Source organism: Kitasatospora sp. NPDC057015, assembly GCF_042673745.1.
Lineage (GTDB): Bacteria > Actinomycetota > Actinomycetes > Streptomycetales > Streptomycetaceae > Kitasatospora.
This window is the reverse complement of record NZ_JBHUSG010000064.1, coordinates 21,119-38,874: the sequence shown is the minus strand read 5'-3', so window position 1 is coordinate 38,874 and position 17,756 is coordinate 21,119. Positions and strand designations below refer to the sequence as shown.

Here is a 17,756-nt window from a genome sequence, read left to right as displayed (position 1 = left end):
CCCCACCCCGTCGGGGGCGCCTCGCACCCGGGCTCACCGGCCGGACCGCGCCTCGCCACCCGGTCGGGGCGAGGCGCCCGGGGACGGGCCGTACCGACTCCCCGGGCGGGGCCGCCGCTCAGCCGAAGTCGGGAATCGGCTGGTCCGGGGCGAGCGCGGCGGCGATGCGCTGGGTGATCGCCTGCGCGGTGTGGCCGTCCGGCGTGTCGCGGTTCTTGGTGGTCGAGACCGCGATGGCCAGGCGCCGGCAGGGGAGGTAGGCCTGGGACGCGGTGTAGCCGAAGAACAGCGGGTGCTGCGAGATCCAGCCGTTCAGGACGAGCAGACCCATCCCGTAGTGGGTGGCCTCGGTGTTGGGGATGCAGACCGTGTCCGGGCAGGTGGCGGTCGGCCCGCCGAGGCCCACCGTTCCCGGGTTCAGCAGCTCCTGGTAGGCGGACGGGGAGAGCAGTTCGCCCGAGCCGATGGCGGCGGCCGAGCGGGCCAGGTCGCAGATGTCGGTGGTCTGCACCGCGCCGGGTGCGGTGGTCCACGAGGGGTTCCAGAAGGAGGACTCCTCGTACGTCCCGCGTTCGGCGGTGAAGGCGTGCAGGACGGGGGTCGGGATGTCGGGCGTGAAGCTGTTGCGCGTCTCGCCCAGTCCGAGCGGGCCCATGATTGTCTGCTGGAGCAGGACGTCCAGCCTGGTCCCGGTGATCCGCTCCAGGGCGGCCCCGAGCAGGACGAAGTTGGCGTGCGAGTAGCTCCAGTTGGTGCCCGGCTCGTACCACTGCGGCTCGCCGGTCGAGATGGCCACGAGTTCGTCGGCCGACCACTGGCGGAACGGGTCCGCGTACACCGCCTCGCCGAAGCCGGGGGTGGTGACGTAGTCGACGAGGCCGGAGGTGGAGTCGGCGAGCATCCGCAGGGTGATCCGGTCGCCGTGGCGGAGGTCGGGCAGCCAGCGGGCGACGGGGTCGTCCAGGGCGACCACGCCCTCGTCGACCAGCCGCAGGAGCGCCGTGCCCAGGTAGCTGATCGCCACGTTGCCGTTCCGGAAGTGCATGGCGGGATCGGCCGGGACTCCCGTCATCGACTCGCCGAGCGCGCTGGTGACCACCTCGCGACCGTCGACGGTGACGCGGACGATCACGGACTTCAGGTCCAGCTCAGCCTTGGCCTGCTCGGCGATCCGCAGGACGTCGAGGGCCGGGCCGCTCTCGGGGCGCGGGGAACCGACGCAGGGTCGGCGGTGGCCGCCGTCGCCCGTCGCACCGCCGGCGGTGGTGACCGGGGTGACCAGGGCGAGGAGGGCGGTGAGCACGGTGAGGGCGGCGGTCCGGGACCGCGACGTGGGGCGAGTGGGTTCCATGCCCGCAGTATCGGCCGGGGGTGCCGGGGCACCGCCGCGACGGCCGGCGACCCGCTGCGAACATCACCCGTCGGGCCCGCCCGGGCGGTCCGGCACCGCCGCCGGCACCCGAACGGCACAGCCGCCCGCCCGGCACCTCCCGAACCACGGCGCTTCCCGAACCGTGCCACCGGCGTGCCACGGCGCCGGCGCCCCCGTCACCGGACCCGTCACCGGACCTGTGACCGGACCTGTGACCGGACCTGTCACCGGACCCGGACGACGGTCTTTCCAGCGGTGGCACCGGCCGCCAGGTTCGCGATCGCGGTCGCCACGTCCGCGAGCTCGTGCTCGGCGGTGATGTCGAGGCGGACCAGGCCGTCGGACAGCAGGTCCAGTGCGCGGACGGCGCTGGCGGCCAGCCGGGCCGGGGCGGTGCGGCTCAGCAGGTTGCTGTTGTAGGTCATCAGCGACTGCCCGTTGGCCAGCAGGTCGTTCGCCGAGACGTCGACCGGTTCGAAGGAGGCGATGTTGCCGTAGACGGCGAGCCGGCCGTGCGGCGCCAGGTGGGCGAGGTTCGCGATCCGGGTCGGGCCGCCGACCGGGTCGAGGATCGCGTCGAAGGTCTCCTCGCCGAGGGCCCGGGGGAACTCGTCGCGGGTCAGCACCCGGTGGTAGCCGAACCGGCGGGCGTGGTCGGCCCGGTCGGCGCTGCCGACGACGCCCACGATGCGCCGGGCTCCCGCCAGGGCGGCGAACTGCGCAGCCAGGGTGCCGACCCCGCCCGATGCCGCGTGGATCAGCACGCTGTCGCCGGGGCCGATCCCCGCGACGGTGTTGATCAGGTCGTAGGCGGTGGGGGCGACCCAGCCGGCGCCGGCCGCCGTCCGTGCGTCGACGCCCTCGGCCCGGATCGCGAGAGCGGCCGGGGCGAGCACGACCTGCGCGAAGCCGCCTCCGGCGACCAGCGCGCTGACCTGCTCCCCGATCCGGCCGTCGTCGACGCCCTCGCCGACCGCGGTGATCCGGCCGGCCGCCTCGAAACCGGGTACGAAGGGTCGCGGGACCGGGAAGTGCCCGTCCCGCACCAGTACGTCGCCCCACTGGACGCCCGCGTAGGCGACCCGGACGGCGACCTCTCCCGGGCCGGGCACCGGCTCCGGTGCCTCTACAAGGCGGAAGCGGTCATCGGTGTCCAGGACAACAGCCCTCATGAGTTTCAACTTTCTGTGTCGACTCAGTAACCTGACACTGATGAAGCTAATAAGTCTCAGGTAGTTGAGTCAAGCAAGGGAGTTGAGACATGTCCGAGGTGCCCGTCGAGGAGTACCTGTGCACCCGCATCCGGCGTGCCGAGCAAGCACTGATGGGACACCACGAGGCGGTGCTGCGCGCCTACGGGCTGACCATGACCCAGTACACGGCGATGCTCACCCTCTCCCGGTCCGACGGCCGGTCCGGCGCCCAGCTCGCCCGCGCCTGCGGCGTCTCGCAACAGAGCATGGCGACCGTCCTGAACGGCATGCAGGCCAAGGACCTGATCACCCGCAACCCCTCCCCCACCCACGCGAAGGTCATGATCGCGACCCTCACCGACGGCGGGCGGGGCCTGCTCGACCGGGCGTACCAGGAGGTCATCGTGCTGGAACGGGCCCTGACCGACCGCTTCAGCAGCGACGAGCACCGCCAACTCTGCGAGCTCCTCGACCGTGCCACCGCCACCCTCGTCGAGCAGACGCCCACGCCCCCGGCACGCTGACGGGACCGGCGCCCGGGCTGTCGGCGGGAACCCGACCCCCCGGGCGTTCCCACCGGAGCGATTTCCGGCCCATACTGGAGGCAATGTCGAATTCAGCAGCACCCCGCCGCCCCCTGCCCACCAGCCCCTTCAAAGTCCGTGCCGAGGCACCACTCAAGCGGTTCGCCGTGGGTGACCGGGTCACCCACGACCAGTACGGCCTCGGCCAGGCCATCGGCGTCGAAGGGGACGGTGACATTGCGGTGCTCGTCGACTTCGGCACCCGCCAGGAACGGATCACCAGGCCCTTCGCCGCGATGTTCAAACTCTGACCCGGACGCTCGACCGGCGCCGGGGGCGGACTGCGGCAGACCGCAAGCCGCCGGCGCCGGACCCGCCGCGCCCGGCGACGCCGTCGGACCACCGCGGATGCGGTCAGGTCGCGGCAACCCCCGGTGACGCGACCCTCGCGGAGCACCACGACCTCCCACGACCGGCTGCCGTCGACGATCCGCCGGCCGGCGCGACCGCCGCTCCCCACCGCCCGCTTGACGGGTCGTCAGGCTTGCCTGCCGCGGCCCTGGTGACCCATTCTGGCTGACATGGAGCAGCGGGGGGTGGGCCGGCAGCGCCGGCCGGCGCGCGGGGCGCCGTTACTGGTCATGATCCTGCTGGCCGAACTCGTACCGACGGTCGGCCTGGTCTGGCTGACCGTGTTCACGACGGAGCGGACCGGGGACAGGTCCGTGCCCACCACGCTCTGCTACGTCGTGTTCGCCCTGATGGCGGTCGGCGCCCTGTGGCTCGGCATCGCGATCGTGGACGAGGCGGGACACCCGGTGGCCTTCCTGGCGGCCGTACTGGCCGGCGCGGGCTGGCTGCTGCTGGGCTGGACCTGGCTGGCGGGTACCCAGCAGCAGGCGATGCACGACCGCGGTGTGCCGCAGCACGCGGTGGTCGTCCGGTGCTGGACCGATCCGCCCGACCTGCGGACCGCGGACGAGATGATGCAGGTGCGGCTCCCCGACGGATCGACACTCGACCTGGGCACCCACGGCCGGTGCGAGCAGCCCGGAACCACGGTCGTGATCACCCGCGACCCCACGGGCACCTTCTCACCCGTGTCCGGACCACCCCCGATGCCGCCGGACCACACCTGGCGGACGGTCGGGCTGATCGCGCTCTGCGTGGGTGCGGTCGCCCTGGCCCCGTTCCTCCGGGACCTCTTGGAGTGACCCGCACGTCCGCGCGCCCGCTCCACGCGCCCACTCCACCGGTCCGCTGAATCCGCCCACGCAACCGGCCTGCTCCACCCGCCCGCTCCACCGGCCCGCTGAACCGGATGCCCGCTACGGCGCGTCATCTCCTACAGAACCGTGCGAAAGCCCGAAACCGTACAGGAGACCTCGCGCCGTCATGTCCATCCAGCTCCCGACCCACCCCCGACCGGCCGCCGCGGTCCTCCCGACATCCCGGAGGTCACCCTCCGCCCACCACTGGCGCGCCCGTCGGCCGGGCGGCCGCCCCGCGACGGGGAGCCGCCCGTGAGGGCCCTCACCGAACGCCGGCCGGTCCGGGCCGACCGACCGGGTCGCGGCGGTGGCGGCGCCCGCCGGCGCAGGGCCTGGACGGGCGGGTCCGCCCTCCTGCTGACGGGCGCCGCCACCGCCGGGCTGCTGTGGTGGCACCCGTGGACCCCGGCCGTCGGCCGCGGGCCGAAGCCGATGGAGTTCACGACGGCCGCCGGCGGCTCCCCGCGCTTCGGCACCGGTGAGCACCTCTACCGCTACAAGGTCCGGGTCGAGAACGGGATCAAGGAGAGCCCGGAGCGGTTCGCCGCCGAGGTGGACGCCGTCCTCGGCGACGTCCGGCGCGGATGGGCCGCCGACGCCTCCCTGTCCTTCCAGCGCGTGGCCGCCGATCCGGTGGACTTCACCGTCTACCTGGCCACGCCGGAGACCACCGACCGGATCTGCGGCCAGTACGGGCTGGACACCGGCGGCTGGGTGAACTGCGGCGTCGGCCACCAGGTGGTCGTCAACCTCAAGCGCTGGAACGAGTTGACGGAGTACTACGCCGGGCAGCCCGAGCTCTACCACGCGCTCGCCGTCAACCACGAGGTCGGCCACATCCTCGGTTTCGGGCACGTCGACTGCCCCGGCCCGGGGCTGCCCGCACCGGTGATGATGCAGCAGATCAAGGGCCTGCACGGCTGCGTGCCGAACGGCCGGCCCTACTCCGAGACCGGCGCCCTGCTCACCGGTCCCCCCGTCGAGGCCCCCGCGCCCACTGCCACTCCGACTCCCGCCCCGTGACCCGCCCTCGGGGCTCGCAGCTCGGCGAGGTGGTCGGAAAGCGATCGCCCGTCGATCAGTGCACCGGGTAGCCTTCGGCGCATGTCACAGCCGGTGCAACTCGTCATCCTGATCGCCACTCTTCCCGGCCGCGGCCGGGACCAGATCGCCGCCTTCGAGCGCCTCGCACCGCTCGTGCGGGCCGAACCCGGCTGCCTGCAGTACGACCTGCACCAGGTCGGCGGCGATCCCGACCGCTTCGTGCTGATCGAGCGGTGGTCGTCGCAGGCCGCACTGGCCGCGCACGACGCGACGCCCCACATGGTCGAGGCGGACGCGGCCAGCCCGTCGTTCCGAGCCGGACCCGCGGAGGTCATCCACCTCGTCGCCCAGCCCGTGGCCTGACCGGATCCGCAGTGCGGCGCACCGCACTCCGGGTCGCCGCCGGCGACGGGCAACGGCGGCCCGGAGGTCAGGGGTGCGCCGAGTCGTAGGCCGCCTGACTCAGTTCGATGCCCGCGTTGTTGTCCACGGCCCATTCGGCCAGCGCCACGGCGGGTTCGATCAGGGTGCGGCCCCTCGCCGTGAGCTCGTACTCGACCCGGGGCGGGACCTCGGGGAACACCGTGCGGGCCACCAGCCCGTCCCGTTCCAGGTGCCGAACCGTGCGGGTGAGCATCCGCTGCGAGATCCCGGGAACGCGGTGCTGGAGCTCGGTGAAGCGCAGGCGCTCGCCGTCGAGGGTGGCCACCACCAGCAGGGTCCACTTGTCGCCGATGCGGTCCAGGATGCCTCGGATCGCCCGGCCGCCGTCGCCACGGATGAGACAGGTGGTGCGGTACTTCGACATGGGCGCCCCCTGTTCGCAAGGCACACCGGTGTGCCTTTTGTAAGCCTCCCGATAGTCACCGATCATGTGCCTGCTTACAAGTCGTAACCATGACGAAGGACGCAGATGGAGCTCACCTACTGGATCGTCGCCGGGCTCCTGGGGGCCTTCTACCTGTACGCGGGCGGCAAGAAGGTCACGCAGCGCAAGGAGCAGCTGGCGCCCATGATGGGCTGGGTGGACACGGTTCCGATGGGGCTGGTGCGGGCCGTCGGCGCCGTCGAGATCCTGGGCGCGGCCGGCCTGCTGCTGCCGCCCCTCACGGGGACGGCGCCCGCCCTCGCCGTCCTCGCCGCGCTCGGCCTGCTCCTGCTCCAGGTGCTGGCGGCCGGCCTGCACCTGTCCCGGGGCGAGACCCGGGAGACCGGTCTCAACGTCGCCCTGATCGCGCTCGCCGCGGTGGCGGCCTGGCTCGCCACGAGCCGGTGAGGTACCGGGAATGAGCCCCGCTCCCGGGCCGGCGGTGGATTCACGGGCAGGCGTCGGGGCCGACTCCGACGCCTGCGGGCCTTCGAGGGCACAGCCCTCGAAGGCCCGCCCGCAGGGGCGGATGTGGGAGCGCTCCCACATGTTTCGAAGAATCACCCCAGTCCACCTGCATGAATGGGAACGCTCCCGAATCTTCCGTCCGACGGGTTCCCTCCACCCGAGCGCGCCTTCTAGCGTTCTCCGGGTACGGACGGCCCCGCCCCGACCGGTCGACCGGGGCTCCGCCGAGCCCCTTTCCACCCACCCACGCCCGCACCTCACGGAGGACCCATGACCTCGTTACTGTCCCGGCTCCGATCCGCGGTCACCGCCCTCGCACTGCTCGCCGCGGCGGCCGTGCTGCCCGTGGCGGTGGCACCCGGCGCCCACGCCGTCACCCAACTGTGCGACACCTTCGGCTCGGTGCGCATCGCGGGCGGGAAGTACATCGTGCAGAACAACAACTGGGGCGACAGCACTCAGCAGTGCCTGTCCGTCACGGACACCGGCTTCACCATCGCCTCCGAGAGCCACAACCGGCCCACGAACGGCGCCCCGGCCTCCTACCCGTCGGTGTACGCCGGCTGCCACTACACCAACTGCACTTCCGGCAGCGGCCTCCCGCTGCAGGTCAGCGCGTTCGGCACACCGCAGACCAGCGTGTCCTACCGCACCGTCAACGGCGGCGAGTGGGACGCGGCGTACGACATCTGGTTCGACTCCTCGGCCAACCCCGCAGGCCAGAACAACGGCGCCGAGCTGATGATCTGGGGCAACCACCGCGGCGCACCGCAACCCGCCGGGCAGAAGATCGGCACCGCGAACCTGGCCGGCGCCGGCTGGGACGTCTGGGAGGGCCGGCTCACCAACGGCGGCATCGGCTGGAACGTCGTCTCCTACGTGCGCCAGCAGGGCACCGACTCCCTGCAGGTGAACGTCAAGGACTTCACCGAGGACTCCGCCAACCGCGGCTACCTCGACCGCAACTGGTACCTGACCAGCGTGCAGTTCGGCTTCGAGCCGTGGATCGGCGGCACCGGCCTCGGGGTGGACTCGTTCTCCTTCACTCCCAACGGCACCGGCGGCGGGGGCGGCGGCCCCGAGAACACCGTCGTCGGACAGGGCAGCGGCCGGTGCCTGGACGTCCAGGCGGCGGGCACCGCCGACGGGACGCCCGTCCAGCTGTACGACTGCAACGGCAGTGTCGCCCAGAAGTGGAAGCGCACCGGGAACACCCTGGTGAACCCCAACTCCGGCAGGTGCCTGGACGTCGCGGGTCAGGGCACCGCGAACGGCACCCAGGTCCGCCTGTGGACCTGCCTCGACAACGGCGCGCAGCAGTGGCAGGTCAACGCCAACGGCACCTTCGTCAATCCCAACTCGGGCAAGTGCCTGGACGCCGTCGGCCAGGGCACGGCGAACGGCACCAGGGTGCAGATATGGGACTGCTACGGCAGCGGCACCCAGCCCAACCAGGTGTGGTCGCTGCGCTGACCGACCGCGTCCACCGGACCCGGCAGGTCGCCGGTCGCCGCAGCGGCGCGACGAAGCCCGCCGACGAGGCGTCAGGGGGCACCGGGCCGGCGGCGTGGAGCGGGACGACGAGTGGCGCCGCCTTCGCCCGGTACGGGAGGAGGGCGGCGCCGGGCGGATCAGGTCGCCGCGCTCACTGGTCGGAGTAGCTGAGGTCCCCCACCGTCCAGCTGCTCACGCTGTCGATGGCGATGCGGTACATGCCGCCGGTGTGCGGGAGGCCGTAGCTCCCCTGCAGGATCCGTGCGACGTGCAGGTGGAGATGGGTGGGCCTGGCGCCTGCCGCGAGGGGCGGGGCTCCGGTGCCGTCCGCCGCGGCGGCGGCGAACAGGGAGGCGAACGGCTTCAGGTGGTCGGAGGCCTCAAGGACTTCGGCCACCCGTTGGCGCCACAGGCTTTCCGGCGCGAGCCGGCCGGTGATCACCGCGCCCGGCACGACGACGGTGAGGGGCATCTGGTTGCTGTGCTCGGACTCCACCGTCGCGGCGATGTCGACGAGCAGCCCGTCGGGGTTCGACATGCCGACAGCCTAGCGCGCAACCCGGGGGCCGCACAGGAAGTCCACCCCCGAACGCGCCCGCGAAGGCCCGGCGGGCGCCCGGCGCAGGGTCGGGCCGGCAGGGTCCGACCGGAAGGGCCCGACCGGAAGGGCCCGACCCTTGGGGCCCGACCGGAAGGGCCCGACCGGTCGGGCCCGGCTAGAAGGGTTCGGCGACGACCCAGTGTTCGACCAGCTGCCCGGAGACGACGCGCACCATGTCCATACCCGTCACGTCGAACCGCTGCCCGGTCGGAGGCCGGCCGAAGAACTCTCCGGTGTGAGTCCCGGTGATCCGGTACCGGTTGGACACCCACTCGCCGCTCTCGACACTCTGCAGCACGGTGACGGCGAAGTCGGGAACCCCGGCGACGATCGCCTCCCACTTGCGCCGCCACTGCTCCCGGTCGCACTCGACCCCCTGGTCGAGGGAGCGCGGTGCGATGTGCCGCAGAGCGGCGTCGAAATCGCCGTCGGCACGCAGCGCGTTGATCGCGTGCACCACGTCTGCAGGACTCGAAGTCGTCATGTCTGATCCCCACCCCCACTAAACGGGGAGATTCCCCGGAACGCTGTGCGTGCCACAATACGGGGAGATTCCCCGGATGGACAAGGAGGTGCCGTGGCAGGCCGACCGCCCCGGCAGGACGCGCAACGCAACCGGGCGCGGCTGCTCGACACCGCCGCCCAGGTCTTCCAGGAGGCCGGCACCGACGCCCCCCTCGATCTGATCGCGGACCGGGCCGGGGTCGCCAACGCGACGTTGTACCGGCACTTCCCGACCCGTCGGCTGCTGGTGAGCGCGGTCTACGCCCTAGGCATCGACACGCTCTGCACCGACGCCCGGACCCGGGTCGAGGACGGCCGCGCGGACGCCCTGTTCGACTGGTTCGGTGCCGTCGTGGCCCACATGCAGGCCAGCCGGGGCCTGCGCGAGACCCTCGTCGCGGCCTACGCCCTGGCCCCCGAGGAGTCGACCGCCGAGGTCGACGAGTGGCACGAGCGCGTCAGCGCCGCCGCCCTCCCCCTCTTCACCCGGGCCCACCGGGACGGCCTCGTCGACCCGTCGCAGCGCTGGCCCGAAGTCCTGGCGCTGGTGACCGCCGTCGCCGGCGCCGCCGGCCCGGACCGCGAGGCCGCGCACCGGATGCTCGCCGTCGTCATCGGCGGCCTGCGCGCCCCGGCCCTGCCCGGCACCGCACGCTAGATCGGCTGGGTCTCGATGTGGCGGTCGATCGTCCGTCGATCGCCCGCCGCCCGGGTGTCGGGGTGGTCGTCGCCCAGCCGGCGCGCCAGGCCCTCGACGGCGAAGGCGTGGAGTTCGGCGGCCTGCCGGGTGCGGCCGAGCCGCTCCAGGGCGGCCTCCTCCGCGTCCTGCCGCCCGCGCCCGAGCAGCCGGGCGACCCGGGCCCGCAGCGTCGTCCAGGCGTCGGTGCCCGCGGCCTGGACGACACCCGCGCCGCCGGCCGCCGCCATCGCGGTCAATCCCTCCACCAGCATTCCCCAACCCCCCGAGCCACTGCGGTTCCCCTGTCGGTGACGACGGCCGTTCAACTCCATCGGTTCCCGGACGAGAAGACCCCCGGGCCCGCCCCGGCGGCGAGCGCGAGGGGTGTCCGGCACGCGCCGGTGCCCCGGCCCGCGCGGCGGAGGACCGGGGCACCGGCGTGCGCGGCGCGGCGGAGTCGGCTACCCGGTGACGGGCTCGCAGCCGATCGCGGTGCCGGCCGCGCCGAGGAACCGGTGCCAGAGGTCGTCCCGGTCCGGGAAGAGCCTGCCCGCCGCCGAGGACAGGGGTCGCTGCTTCACGAGGAAGTAGACCGGTCGGCCGTGGCAGGTCGCGACCACGGCGTCCTCGGTACCGGCGACCCAGCGCCCTCTGCCCAGCGCGGCGGGGGCGTCGGCGGTGAGGTCGGTGGCGGCTCCGACGATGCGGGGGTCGGCGGAGACCGCGAAGGAGACGACCTGCGCCCCGTCGACCTCGTCGGTGATCTCGCACGACCACAGCGGTGCGAAGGCGGTGGTCGCCTGTTCCCGGTAGCGGACGTCGGTGGACGGGTTCCGACGGGGAGCCAGGCCCGGCAACCCGCACAGGCCGGTGAAGTCCGCCGGTCCCGGCGTCCCGGCGGCGGAGAGTTCCTTCGGTGCGGGCGTCGACGCCGAGCAGGCGCTTCGGGCCGCCACGACGTCCGCGGCCGCGACGGCCAGTCGGGCCAGGCCGGTCGCACGGTCGGCGTCCCGGTCGGCGGAGCCGGCCACCGTCACCTCGACGCGCTCGTTGCCGGCACAGTGCTCGGGCAGCAACGCCCAGCTCGTCCTCGGCGAGGCGCCACCGGTGGCGGCGCCGGTGAACAGTCGGGCGTCCGCCGCGGCCAGCGCCTCCACGGCCGGCGTCTGGCGCCGGACGCGGATCGAGGCCGAGGTCTCGCTGCTCACGAACAGTCCGTGGCGGACCGCGACCGAGCACCGCCCGGAGGCGTCGGGACGGCTCGGGGTCCGGACGTCCAGCAGGGTCTCGCTGACCCGCCCGGGGCCGAGGGCGGCTTGGACGGCGTCCGTGCTGATGCCGCCGCAGACGGTGCCGGGGCCGAACGCGTTGCTCTGCCGGTACACGGCGAAGCCGGCGCAGGTCGCGAGGACGAGCAGGAGGACCGTGACTGCGCGCAGGCGTCCGGGGGCGCGGCTCCGCGGGCCGGGAGCCCGGTCGGATCGTCCCTCCTCGGGGCCGCCCGGGCTGGGGACGGCGGTTCGGGATTCGTTGGGGTCCATCGTGTGCTCCTCCTCTCCTAGCTGCGGCCGAGGGCTGACCGGTAGGTGCGGTCGATGGCGGTGCTGTAGTTGTTGGTCGCCTCGTCCATGAGACTCTGCGGGACCCCGCCGGTGGCCTTGATCTGCTCCTCGCTCAGACCGCTCTGGGTGGCCTTGAGTCGGATCATGGCGTCGAGTTGCTGCTCGCCGGCGGAGAAGGTGTCGCTCAGCTTGCCGGTCGCCACGCTGGAGGCCTCGTCGTTGAGCCTGTTCGCGTAGTCGGCCGTGCCGACGTCGACGAGGCGCTGGGCGAGGTCGCCCGCCGGGCCGAAGACGATGTTCGCGGGCGTTCCGATGATGTGATAGTTGATCTTCGAGTTCCAGTTGTTGCGGAAGATCTCGTCGTCGCGGTGGTCGGTGACGACATCGGAGCGGACCCCGTCGAGGGAGCCCAGGGCCTGACCGGACTCCTGGACGAAACCGGCGAACTTCGGGTCGGGCCGGCCGGTCGCGTCGGGCTGCATCGCCTCCGGGCCGAAGGCGTCCATCCGCCGGGCGATCTCCCGGGTCTCGGCGTAGTGGATCGTCTGGAACGCGGCCGGGTCCTCGGACACTCCGCGGATCGTGCGCAGCAGCTGGTCCCGGGTGATGGTGAGCTTGTCGGTCTCGGACTGGCCGCCGACCTCCTTGCCGAGGATCTCGTGGGTGTCGGGCGCGTAGTCGGCGATCATGTTGCCGAGGGGTTGGCGCAGCCCGGCCGGCAGCTTGTTCTCGTCGCCGGCCCGGTCGCCGCCGAGGGTGGCGACGGTGTCGGACATGATGCGGGCCATCGCCTGGTCGTGGGGGCGGGCGGGCGGCTGGCCGCCGTGCGGGTCGCGGCCGGTGGTGGCGGCCTCCAGGGCGTCGCCGAACGCGCCGCGGGAGGTGTCGCGGGCGATGGAGTCGAGCTGCTTCTCCTCGTAACCCTTGTTGGGCCACTCCCGGTCCTTCAGGAGGTAGTCGAGGTTCTTGGTCGCGCCGGGGTCCAGGAACTCCTTGGAGGCCTCGGGATTGCGGCTCATGGCCTTCATCAGCCCGCCCATCGGGTCACCCTGCCGGCTGCCGACGGCGCCGTAGTCGTGGCCCCAGAGGTCCTCGCCCCTGGCCTTGCTGTGCGCCTCGTAGTCGATCAGGTCGGTGCCGACCTTGTTGAGGAACGCCTTGTCGTAGGTCCCCTTGGCACCCATCAGGTCGGTGAGGACGTCGTAGCTGGTGTTGTACGGGTCGGCGGGTCCGTGGTCGCCCTCGCGGGCCGCCCTCAGGAGGCCGTCCTCGTAGTCCTTGCCCATGCCGCCGCCGTTGGTGGCGCCGGCGAGCACCTGGGAGAGGTTGCCGTAGACGTCCTGGTACTGCTTGGCGTTGTGGTCACCGCGCCCGAGGTCCGCGTAGATCCTGGAGTACTCCAACAGGGCTTCGGGGCCGTTCCTGCCGCCGGCGTTGAGGCTGTTGAGGAGAGTGGTCGAGAACTCCTTGGAGCCGGAGCCGGCGGCCATCAGGTTCTGCAGGCGCTTCAGTTCCTCGTCCGAGAGGCTGCCGCCCTTGCTCATCAGGTCGGCCGCGCGCCTGGCGTCGGCCGCGTCACCGCCGCCGTAGGTGGTGGCGTTGAAGGCGCTGGTGCTGGTACCGATGTCGATCTGCAGGGCGCTCACCGCCCGCTGGTCGGCGGCGGCGGCCTGGTCGACGGCGCGGGTGAGGCGGGCCGATATGGCGTCCGCCTTGGCGCGCATGTCCCTCTGGTAGTCGTCGGTGACCTGCCTGGCGTCGGGGTCGTTGTGCGGCAGGCCCTCCAGCGGTGGCCAGCTGACGGCGCCGACTGCGGAGACGGTCAGCTTCTGGGAGTCGGCGTCGTGCAGGGCGTCGTCGAGGGCCTTGCGGGCGGCCTTCAGGTCCTCGGCGGCGTCGGCCATGACGGCGGCCGCGCTCCGGGCGACCCCGCTGGCCTGGGTGAAGTCCGTGTCGATGCGCTTGAGGGCGTTCGCCGCGTCGTCGGCGGCGGGGCCCTGCCAGCCGGCCCGCTGGGGCGTGTTGGTCAGTTCGTTGGCCACCCGGGTGTCGAGGGATTCGAGGGCCTTGGCAAGGCCGCTCCATGCCTCAGCGGTGTCGCTGATGCCGGAGAAGTTCGCTTCGCGCAGTTCCTGGAAGGAGACCATGGGGTCGTCAGCTCCTGTCTCTCTCAGATCGGGCGGTTGAAGCGGCCGGCGTTGGCGGACTCGGTGTGGGTGTAGTTGCGCTGGGTGTCCTCCAGCTTTCCGGCGGTGTCGGTCAGCTTGTCGTGCAGCGCGGTGACCTGCTGCTGCCAGCGCTCGGTCGCTCCGGTAAGGGCCGCGCCGAAGCCGAAGCCGCGCAGCTGGCCCGCGGTCGTGGCCGCGTACTCGCCCAGGCTGTGCCGGGACGGCCCGGCCTTGGCGCCCGCGTCGCCCAGGTCGGTGGCGATCTGACGGGCGATGCCGGCCGAGGCGGACAGTTCGTGGGGACTGTCCAGGCGGGTCGTGGCCGGCGACGGCGCGGTACCCGCCGACGGCGCGGGCGTGGGCTCCGCGCTCAGCAGCCTGGTCGACGCGGCCGGCTCGGCCGGGGCCTGCGGGCGTGGTGCCACCGGCCCGGTGGTGAAGCCCGGATCGGACGTGCTCATGGTTCTCCCCCGTGTTGGACAGTCAGAAGTGCGCGCCCGACGACGTCGGACTCGGCCGCGGTCGTAGGGCGGCCGGGCGGCCGGGCGGCCGGTCTCGGATCGGACCTGGCGTCAGCGCTGGTCCGGACGTCGGCGATCGCGCCGGATGCGTCGATGGACGCATGGGTCGTCGCCGGTTCGGTCCTCCCCCAGGGCAGCGAAGATCATGTCGCCGCCGGACTCCCGGCACACCGTCGGTGATCCTACTCCCCGCCTCCGACGTGCGCGGGGAAGGAGACCGTGCGCCCGCTGACCGACGATCAGGACGCCGGTACGGGACCTGACGGCATGGTCGACCGGGGCTGGTCCGCCGTCAGGGCGGAGCTTCTCCCGACTCCCCCGGAGCCGGACGCCTCACAGGTCGGTGGCCCGCTCGTGGCGGGGCTCGTACAGGCCGACCTCGCCGCCGCCCGGCAGGCGGAACCCGGTGAGCCGGCCCCAGCGCTCGTCGGTGACCGGCCGGGTGAACTCCACGCCCCTCGCGGCCAGCTCCCGCACGGTGGTCGCGACGTCGTCGCACATCAGGTAGAGCTGCTGCGCCGGCGGGCCGTCCGTGGGGTGCACGGCGATCTCGGCGGGCGGAAGCCTGAAGATCAGCCAGCCGCCGCCCGCGTCGACGTGCGGATACTCCAGCACGTCCCGGAGGAAGGCCCGGTCCGCCTCCGCGTCACGGCTGTGGATGATGACGTGTGCACCGTTGATCACGCGGCCAGGTTAGGGCCTGGCGGCGACGAAACGCGGTGCCAGGACGTCCGCGGGAGTGTCGCCTCGACCGCCCGGGCCGAGCAGCGGGGTCGGACCACCCGGGGCACACCCCCGGTACTGACCTGCGGCGACGCCCCGGGACCGGGGGTCTCGGGGCGTCGCCGCAGGTCGGTCAGAGCGCGCGGCCGGGTCGGACGGCTCCCGCCCGAGCAGGTCTGCTCACGCGGGTTCCACGCAGTACAGGGCCGCGCGGACGGCGTCGGCATCGACCCGGCCGGCCCCGGAGACCCGGATCCGGACCTGCTCGCCCGCCAGCAGCGTGACCAGGCCCCGGTCGGCGACGGCGTCGGGGGCGATCCGGTCGGCCTGCAGCAGGAGGTCGCGGACCAGGGTGCGGGCGGTCACGACGACCTCGACGCCGCCCCGGCCGTCGTCGGCCGGCTGCACGCTCACGTCGAACTCGGGCTGCTGGTAGGCGAACACCTTGTCGGGCACCGGGAAGTGCACCGCGCGCAGCCCGTCGGCGTCGACGGCCAGGAACTCCTTCGCCGAGCCGTCCACCGGGGCCAGCGCCTGCGGCACGGCCAGCCGCAGCACCGAGCGGCCCTCGACGGTGACCGGCACCTCGCAGGTGCCGTTCACGGTGCCGTCGGCGGAGACCCGGCGCAGCGTGACGACGGTCTGCCAGGGCTCCGCCGCCTGGTTGACCAGGGCGACCTCGGGCGCTCCGGTCACACCGGGCGGCTGGAGGGTCAGCAGGCGGTCGGCGTAGAGGCGGCGCAGCTCGTGGTAGAGCGGCTTGAGGCGGCCGTCGCCGTCGATCGCGGCCCAGGAGGAGACCGGCCAGCAGTCGTTCAGCTGCCAGACGACGGTGCCGGCGCAGCGCGGCCAGTTGGAGCGCCAGTGCTCGATGCCGGTCGCGATGGCCCGGGCCTGGACGACCTGGGTGAGGTAGTGCCAGCGGTCGAAGTCGGCGGGGAGGGCGAAGTGGCGCTCGACGCCGCGGTTCAGCTTGCCGTTGCCGTCGTCGGCCTTCTGGTGGTGGAGCATGCCGGGCGAGTCGGCGGCGAGGTCCTCGCCGGGCAGGGCGCGCAGCAGGGTGGCGTGGGCGGGGGGTGCCTGCCAGCCGAACTCGGCGACGAAGCGCGGCACGGAGGCGCGGTACTCGGCGTAGTCCTGGCGGTTCCAGACCTCCCAGGAGTGGTGGGTGCCGTGGTCGGTGTCGTTGGGGTGGTGGTCCCAGGAGCCGGACCAGGGGCTGCCGGCGGCGTAGGGGCGGGTCGGGTCGAGCTCGGCGACGATGCGGGGCAGGACGCCGAGGTAGTAGCCCTCGCCCCAGGAGTCGCCGGCCAGCTCGGGCTCCCACTCCCAGTCGCGGAAGCCCCACAGGTTCTCGTTGTTGCCGTTCCACAGTACGAGGGCGGCGTGCGGCATCAGCCGGACGACGTTCTCGCGGGCCTCGGCCTCGACCTCGCCGCGCAGCGGCTGCTCCTCGGGGTAGGCGGAGCAGGCGAAGAGGAAGTCCTGCCAGACCATCAGGCCGAGTTCGTCGCAGACGTCGTAGAAGGCCTCGTTCTCGTAGATGCCGCCGCCCCAGATGCGCACCAGGTCGATGTTGGCCTCGGCGGCCTGGGTGAGGCGGGTGCGGTAGCGCTCGGGGGTGACCCGGGTGATCAGGGTGTCGTCGGGGATCCAGTTCACGCCCCGGGCGAAGATCCGCACGCCGTTGACGACCAGAGTGAAGCCGCTGCCGTGCTCGTCCGCGGACCGGTCGAGTTCGACGGTGCGGAAGCCGATCCGGCGGTGCCAGGTGTCGAGCGGCGCGCCGTCGTGCGCGAGGGTGACGTCGAGGTCGTACAGCGGCTGGTCGCCGTAGCCGCGCGGCCACCACAGGCCGGCGTCGGGCACCTCGACGACCAGGACCGTCTCGTCGCCGTCGAGGACGGTGTCGGCCGAGACGCCGGCCACGGTGGCGCGGAGGGTCAGCGGTCGGCCGGTGGCGGTGGCGGTGCGCTCGGCGGTCACCCGCAGCTCGACGCGGCCGGTGCCGTTCTCGACGGTCACCAGCGGGCGGACCTGGGCGATCCGGGCGGTGGACCAGTGCTCCAGGCGGGCCGGGCGCCAGATGCCGGCGGTGGGCAGCGTCGGGCCCCAGTCCCAGCCGAAGCTGCTGGCCATCTTGCGGATGTACTGGAACGGCTCGGGGTAGACGTTGGGGCGCGCCCCGGTGACGGCCCGGACTTCGGCGGCCTCCTGGTAGGCGTTGGTGAAGTGGACGGCGAGCTCGCCCGCGAGGCCGGTCACGTCGAACCGGTGGCTGCGGTGCATGTTGCGGGTGCGGCCCAGTTCGGTGCCTGCCAGGGTGATCCGGGCCGCGGTGTCGAGGCCGTCGAAGACGAGGTCGGTGCGCTCGTGCGGGCCGGTCGCGTCGACCTGCGTGGTGTAGGTCCAGTCCTGGCGGCCGACCCAGGCCACCTCGTGCTCGTCGGCGCCGACGTACGGGTCGGGGATCAGTCCGGCGTTCAGCAGGTCGACGTGGACGCAGCCCGGGACCCGGGCGGGCAGCAGCGATCCCTCGTGGTGCAGGTTCCAGCCCTCGTCGAGTGGGGTGGCGTCCTTCATGGTGCGGCTCCTGTCGCTGGCCGTGGTGGGTGGGCGCGAGCAACCGTAACCCGCGACGGCGCGACTGTCTATAAACCGGTTATGCGATGGGTTCACCCGCATCTGGAGGCAAGAAATGCACTGTCAGCCGCCACTTGGCGGGCGTCCGGCTCGGCCGATCGAGGCTTATCAAGATCGACTT

Annotated in this window: 19 protein-coding genes; 8 read left to right on the top strand and 11 right to left on the bottom strand. The window is 72.9% G+C overall.

The genetic code is table 11. The features are described 5' to 3' along the window. Positions 1 to 118: 118 nt before the first annotated feature. Both ACFTWP_RS37260 and ACFTWP_RS37255 read right to left on the bottom strand, forming a co-directional pair. Positions 119 to 1,351 carry a serine hydrolase domain-containing protein gene (locus ACFTWP_RS37260; RefSeq protein WP_380269544.1) on the bottom strand — a complete coding sequence of 411 codons (1,233 nt, stop codon included), beginning with the start codon at positions 1,349 to 1,351 and terminating at the stop codon, positions 119 to 121. Between the two features lie 245 nt (positions 1,352 to 1,596). Then, positions 1,597 to 2,544, bottom strand: a complete 948-nt coding sequence (locus ACFTWP_RS37255) for a zinc-binding alcohol dehydrogenase family protein (protein WP_380269543.1) — start codon at positions 2,542 to 2,544, stop codon at positions 1,597 to 1,599. An 89-nt stretch (positions 2,545 to 2,633) separates the two neighbouring features. On the opposite strand from ACFTWP_RS37255, the gene ACFTWP_RS37250 reads away from it, so the two are divergent. The 5 genes from ACFTWP_RS37250 to ACFTWP_RS37230 all read left to right on the top strand — a co-directional run bounded on the left by ACFTWP_RS37250 (position 2,634) and on the right by ACFTWP_RS37230 (position 5,767). Beyond that, complete coding sequence (locus ACFTWP_RS37250) at positions 2,634 to 3,089, top strand: MarR family winged helix-turn-helix transcriptional regulator (protein ID WP_380269541.1); 456 nt, start codon at positions 2,634 to 2,636, stop codon at positions 3,087 to 3,089. An 83-nt stretch (positions 3,090 to 3,172) separates the two neighbouring features. After that, entirely contained in the window at positions 3,173 to 3,400 is a 228-nt protein-coding gene (locus ACFTWP_RS37245; protein WP_380269540.1) for a hypothetical protein, read from the top strand. 270 nt (positions 3,401 to 3,670) lie between these two features. After that, entirely contained in the window at positions 3,671 to 4,303 is a 633-nt protein-coding gene (locus tag ACFTWP_RS37240) for a hypothetical protein (protein WP_380269538.1), read from the top strand. A 309-nt stretch (positions 4,304 to 4,612) separates the two neighbouring features. Further along, positions 4,613 to 5,383, top strand: a complete 771-nt coding sequence (locus ACFTWP_RS37235) for a DUF3152 domain-containing protein (protein WP_380269537.1) — start codon at positions 4,613 to 4,615, stop codon at positions 5,381 to 5,383. Between the two features lie 81 nt (positions 5,384 to 5,464). Beyond that, positions 5,465 to 5,767 (top strand): putative quinol monooxygenase, encoded by a 303-nt coding sequence (locus tag ACFTWP_RS37230; RefSeq protein ID WP_380269535.1) that lies wholly within the window; start codon positions 5,465 to 5,467, stop codon positions 5,765 to 5,767. Positions 5,768 to 5,834: 67 nt separating this feature from the next. Here the strand turns inward: ACFTWP_RS37230 and ACFTWP_RS37225 are convergent, their stop codons facing one another. Next, positions 5,835 to 6,212 carry a winged helix-turn-helix transcriptional regulator gene (locus ACFTWP_RS37225; protein WP_380269533.1) on the bottom strand — a complete coding sequence of 126 codons (378 nt, stop codon included), beginning with the start codon at positions 6,210 to 6,212 and terminating at the stop codon, positions 5,835 to 5,837. Between the two features lie 105 nt (positions 6,213 to 6,317). Here ACFTWP_RS37225 and ACFTWP_RS37220 point away from each other — a divergent pair, with 105 nt between their 5' ends. Together ACFTWP_RS37220 and ACFTWP_RS37215 are read left to right on the top strand one after the other, a co-directional pair. Further along, entirely contained in the window at positions 6,318 to 6,680 is a 363-nt protein-coding gene (locus ACFTWP_RS37220; protein WP_380269532.1) for a DoxX family protein, read from the top strand. A 330-nt stretch (positions 6,681 to 7,010) separates the two neighbouring features. Then, on the top strand, positions 7,011 to 8,213 hold the full coding sequence (locus ACFTWP_RS37215) for an RICIN domain-containing protein (protein WP_380269531.1): 1,203 nt from the start codon (positions 7,011 to 7,013) through the stop codon (positions 8,211 to 8,213). A gap of 172 nt (positions 8,214 to 8,385) precedes the next feature. Here the strand turns inward: ACFTWP_RS37215 and ACFTWP_RS37210 are convergent, their stop codons facing one another. Both ACFTWP_RS37210 and ACFTWP_RS37205 read right to left on the bottom strand, forming a co-directional pair. Further along, complete coding sequence (locus ACFTWP_RS37210; protein ID WP_380269530.1) at positions 8,386 to 8,772, bottom strand: hypothetical protein; 387 nt, start codon at positions 8,770 to 8,772, stop codon at positions 8,386 to 8,388. A gap of 178 nt (positions 8,773 to 8,950) precedes the next feature. Further along, positions 8,951 to 9,319 (bottom strand): ester cyclase, encoded by a 369-nt coding sequence (locus ACFTWP_RS37205; RefSeq protein ID WP_380269528.1) that lies wholly within the window; start codon positions 9,317 to 9,319, stop codon positions 8,951 to 8,953. A gap of 93 nt (positions 9,320 to 9,412) precedes the next feature. On the opposite strand from ACFTWP_RS37205, the gene ACFTWP_RS37200 reads away from it, so the two are divergent. Next, the gene (locus ACFTWP_RS37200) at positions 9,413 to 9,997 is read left to right on the top strand and encodes a TetR/AcrR family transcriptional regulator (RefSeq protein ID WP_380269527.1); all 585 of its coding nucleotides are present in this window, start codon (positions 9,413 to 9,415) and stop codon (positions 9,995 to 9,997) included. Here ACFTWP_RS37200 and ACFTWP_RS37195 read toward each other — a convergent pair. From ACFTWP_RS37195 to ACFTWP_RS37170, 6 genes are all read right to left on the bottom strand, one after another. Beyond that, positions 9,994 to 10,284: a hypothetical protein gene (locus ACFTWP_RS37195; protein ID WP_380269526.1), complete on the bottom strand. Its 291-nt coding sequence runs from the start codon at positions 10,282 to 10,284 to the stop codon at positions 9,994 to 9,996. The genes ACFTWP_RS37200 and ACFTWP_RS37195 overlap by 4 nt on opposite strands. A 195-nt stretch (positions 10,285 to 10,479) precedes the next feature. Further along, positions 10,480 to 11,559: a hypothetical protein gene (locus tag ACFTWP_RS37190; RefSeq protein ID WP_380269525.1), complete on the bottom strand. Its 1,080-nt coding sequence runs from the start codon at positions 11,557 to 11,559 to the stop codon at positions 10,480 to 10,482. Positions 11,560 to 11,576: 17 nt separating this feature from the next. Next, positions 11,577 to 13,727 (bottom strand): DUF6571 family protein, encoded by a 2,151-nt coding sequence (locus ACFTWP_RS37185; protein ID WP_380269524.1) that lies wholly within the window; start codon positions 13,725 to 13,727, stop codon positions 11,577 to 11,579. Positions 13,728 to 13,750: 23 nt separating this feature from the next. Beyond that, entirely contained in the window at positions 13,751 to 14,209 is a 459-nt protein-coding gene (locus ACFTWP_RS37180) for a hypothetical protein (protein ID WP_380269523.1), read from the bottom strand. Between the two features lie 393 nt (positions 14,210 to 14,602). Continuing rightward, positions 14,603 to 14,953 (bottom strand): VOC family protein, encoded by a 351-nt coding sequence (locus ACFTWP_RS37175; RefSeq protein WP_380269522.1) that lies wholly within the window; start codon positions 14,951 to 14,953, stop codon positions 14,603 to 14,605. Positions 14,954 to 15,172: 219 nt separating this feature from the next. Further along, positions 15,173 to 17,575: a glycoside hydrolase family 2 protein gene (locus tag ACFTWP_RS37170; protein WP_380269521.1), complete on the bottom strand. Its 2,403-nt coding sequence runs from the start codon at positions 17,573 to 17,575 to the stop codon at positions 15,173 to 15,175. Positions 17,576 to 17,756: the final 181 nt, after the last annotated feature.

Bases quoted from the DNA above. Each gene is read 5' to 3' on its own strand.
- ACFTWP_RS37260 (WP_380269544.1), bottom strand. From the start codon at position 1,351: ATGGAACCCACTCGCCCCACGTCGCGGTCCCGGACCGCCGCCCTCACC.
- ACFTWP_RS37205 (WP_380269528.1), bottom strand. From the start codon at position 9,319: ATGACGACTTCGAGTCCTGCAGACGTGGTGCACGCGATCAACGCGCTG.
- ACFTWP_RS37190 (WP_380269525.1), bottom strand. From the start codon at position 11,559: ATGGACCCCAACGAATCCCGAACCGCCGTCCCCAGCCCGGGCGGCCCC.
- ACFTWP_RS37250 (WP_380269541.1), top strand. From the start codon at position 2,634: ATGTCCGAGGTGCCCGTCGAGGAGTACCTGTGCACCCGCATCCGGCGT.
- ACFTWP_RS37255 (WP_380269543.1), bottom strand. From the start codon at position 2,544: ATGAGGGCTGTTGTCCTGGACACCGATGACCGCTTCCGCCTTGTAGAG.
- ACFTWP_RS37170 (WP_380269521.1), bottom strand. From the start codon at position 17,575: ATGAAGGACGCCACCCCACTCGACGAGGGCTGGAACCTGCACCACGAG.
- ACFTWP_RS37185 (WP_380269524.1), bottom strand. From the start codon at position 13,727: ATGGTCTCCTTCCAGGAACTGCGCGAAGCGAACTTCTCCGGCATCAGC.
- ACFTWP_RS37180 (WP_380269523.1), bottom strand. From the start codon at position 14,209: ATGAGCACGTCCGATCCGGGCTTCACCACCGGGCCGGTGGCACCACGC.
- ACFTWP_RS37210 (WP_380269530.1), bottom strand. From the start codon at position 8,772: ATGTCGAACCCCGACGGGCTGCTCGTCGACATCGCCGCGACGGTGGAG.
- ACFTWP_RS37230 (WP_380269535.1), top strand. From the start codon at position 5,465: ATGTCACAGCCGGTGCAACTCGTCATCCTGATCGCCACTCTTCCCGGC.
- ACFTWP_RS37220 (WP_380269532.1), top strand. From the start codon at position 6,318: ATGGAGCTCACCTACTGGATCGTCGCCGGGCTCCTGGGGGCCTTCTAC.
- ACFTWP_RS37240 (WP_380269538.1), top strand. From the start codon at position 3,671: ATGGAGCAGCGGGGGGTGGGCCGGCAGCGCCGGCCGGCGCGCGGGGCG.
- ACFTWP_RS37245 (WP_380269540.1), top strand. From the start codon at position 3,173: ATGTCGAATTCAGCAGCACCCCGCCGCCCCCTGCCCACCAGCCCCTTC.
- ACFTWP_RS37215 (WP_380269531.1), top strand. From the start codon at position 7,011: ATGACCTCGTTACTGTCCCGGCTCCGATCCGCGGTCACCGCCCTCGCA.
- ACFTWP_RS37225 (WP_380269533.1), bottom strand. From the start codon at position 6,212: ATGTCGAAGTACCGCACCACCTGTCTCATCCGTGGCGACGGCGGCCGG.